Genomic DNA, 2,269 nt, shown 5'->3' with positions numbered 1-2,269 from the left:
CGTCGACGTGGAGCAGGCGGTGCTCGTCCATCGCCCGTACGAGCGAAAGCCCGCGATAAGACGTTGGTGGCCGAGACGGCACCGGTCCACGAGTCGCCGAGGGGCGGGGCGTCGAAGCCGTCGCGCCGTCGCCGGTCCGGGTCGTTCGCGGTCGGTAGGTCCGTGACGGCGGCGCCTGGCCGCTGACGGACTCGGGTCGGATCACGAGCACGACCCGCCCCTGTTCGCTCGACCCAGAGACGCGCCCGCTCAGATCACTCTGAGGATACCTAACACCCAACGGACGACCTCCGAGAGGACGAACAGCGCTCCCTCGACCCGGGTGAGCACCCGTCCCGTCCACAACGCCGCGACCATCACCAGGGAAACGCCCGCGAGCCACAGGACCGTCGTCGCGGCCGAGCCGGTCATCGCGAGCGGCCGGACGAGCGCTCCGACGCCCAAGATCCCCGTGATGTTGTACACGTTGCTGCCGATGACGTTGCCCACCGAGACGCCGAGGCTCTCCCGCCTGATGGCAATCAGCGAGACCGCGAACTCCGGGGTCGACGTCCCCGCCGCGACTATCGTGCCGCCGATGACCCACTCCGAGATACCGACTCCCCGGGCCAACTGGGTCGCCGCGACGACCATGTAATCCCCGCTCACGAGCACGAGCGCCAGCCCGCCGACGAGGAGCGCGACGTCGCGCCCGCGAAACGAGACGCGCTCGGTTGCCGTCCGCACGACCGCGTCCTCGGCACCCCCGTGCTCGCCGGTGTCCCCGGGCGTGCTCCGGTTCGCCCTGAGCAGGTACGCGGTGTAGACGACGAAGGCTCCGGCCAGGAGGATCCCCTCGAACCGGGTGACCCGGAGGTCGAGGACGGCGAGTCCGCCGACGAGCGTGCTCGCGAGGAGAGCGATCCCGTCCCTGTGCAGGAGCGAGTCGGCGATCGGGATCACCCTGACCACCGAGATGAAGCCGAGGATGAACGCCAGGTTGTAGATGTTCGACCCGAGGACGTTGGCGACCGCGATGTCGCCGAGTCCCGTGAGCGCGGCGTCCACCGAGACGATGAGTTCCGGCATGGACGTGCCCATCGCGACGACCGTGAGCCCGATGGTGAGCTCCGAGAGGCCGAAGCGTCTGGACAGCCGCACGACGGCATCGACGAGCGCCCGAGCACCGATCCACAGCCCCAACACCGAGACGACGATGACGCCGACCTGGACTGCCGGGCCGCCTTGGACCATCGTGGACCCCGCTTCCCCGAGTGGGGCATTAAACATGGGTGCCGTGCTCGTCGTCGAACCGTCGTCGTCGATGCGCCTGGACCCATCCGGCTCGACTCCCGGGACCGGATCGAGTCGATTCATTCGAACCGCGGTCGTGCCGCTCGCTCCGTTCGTGCCACTTCTCGATTCAGATCCGCCGGCGACGGGTCAGCCGCGACGCCTGCTCCACGCCGACGCCGACCGGGACCGACGGGAGCCCGTCGACGGAGGACAGGCGGTGCTCGTCTATCGACTGTAGGAGCGAGAGCCCGCCGAAGACGCCAGTGACGGACGACGGTCGTGCGGCCGGTACGGTACCTTCGGGCCGTCACTGGGGAATGGTGCCGTCGAACTCGTAGTCCTCGGCCCAGTTGATCGCGGGGTGGTCGATCTCCGCCTCCTCACGGAGGTCCATTCGGTGTCCGGAGACAGCGTCTATGTCTACCCAGTAACACGTATCCGTTTCCGGGTACCTGACAAAGAACGCGTCCACCTCCCCGTCGTAGGTCCGTTCGTAGTACTCACCGTCGGCTGTCGTCTGGGAGTGGGTGTTGAATCGGATCACACGAGAACCGACCGACCATGCGGTTTTACACTGCACTCGGATGAAGCCGTCATCAACCTCGACCAGTAGATCGTAGCTGTCGTTGTCGCCGAAGGGTACGGAGACGCTGTATCCGGCGGAAGTCAGTTCGAGGATGGAGCGCGCCTCGGTCACGTCACCGGTGTCCTTCGAATTTGTGAGACCGTCTGTCGGGACCATACGGATCCTTGACCGTGATCGTATTTGAAATCCTAACCGAGAGCGACTCGTAGACCGATCTCGTCACGATCGATCCGTGCTTGTCGCAACGCACGACGACGCCACCCGCTACGTTCCTCGGTTTCGGTGGTCAGAGGGTGCCGGGACCGGGATGCGCCAAGTCGTCCCGCTCACCGCGTTTCGCTCCACTCCCCGGTTCAGATCCGCTCGTGACGGGGTCACGGACACATGGGCAACTCGCTCGGCTCGTCG

General features: G+C 66.6%; 3 protein-coding genes. 1 reads left to right on the top strand and 2 read right to left on the bottom strand.

The genetic code is table 11. From position 1 onward, the window contains the following. Window positions 1-249: 249 nt before the first annotated feature. Window positions 250-1,233 (bottom strand): calcium/sodium antiporter, encoded by a 984-nt coding sequence (locus ACQUQ1_RS22005; RefSeq protein ID WP_435066328.1) that lies wholly within the window; start codon window positions 1,231-1,233, stop codon window positions 250-252. 154 nt (window positions 1,234-1,387) lie between these two features. Here ACQUQ1_RS22005 and ACQUQ1_RS22000 point away from each other — a divergent pair, with 154 nt between their 5' ends. Then, the gene (locus ACQUQ1_RS22000) at window positions 1,388-1,513 is read left to right on the top strand and encodes a hypothetical protein (protein WP_435066327.1); all 126 of its coding nucleotides are present in this window, start codon (window positions 1,388-1,390) and stop codon (window positions 1,511-1,513) included. Window positions 1,514-1,582: 69 nt separating this feature from the next. Here the strand turns inward: ACQUQ1_RS22000 and ACQUQ1_RS21995 are convergent, their stop codons facing one another. Beyond that, window positions 1,583-2,017 carry a group I intron-associated PD-(D/E)XK endonuclease gene (locus ACQUQ1_RS21995; RefSeq protein ID WP_435066326.1) on the bottom strand — a complete coding sequence of 145 codons (435 nt, stop codon included), beginning with the start codon at window positions 2,015-2,017 and terminating at the stop codon, window positions 1,583-1,585. Between the last annotated feature and the right edge of the window lie 252 nt (window positions 2,018-2,269).

Origin of the sequence: Halobaculum sp. EA56, assembly GCF_051195075.1 — an archaeon.
GTDB lineage: Archaea > Halobacteriota > Halobacteria > Halobacteriales > Haloferacaceae > Halobaculum.
Note: the sequence above shows the minus strand (reverse complement) of the source record. Positions and strands in the feature narration are given on the sequence as shown.

Coding starts and splice junctions, on each gene's coding strand:
- ACQUQ1_RS22005 (WP_435066328.1), bottom strand. CDS start 1,233: ATGGTCCAAGGCGGCCCGGCAGTCCAGGTCGGCGTCATCGTCGTCTCG.
- ACQUQ1_RS21995 (WP_435066326.1), bottom strand. CDS start 2,017: ATGGTCCCGACAGACGGTCTCACAAATTCGAAGGACACCGGTGACGTG.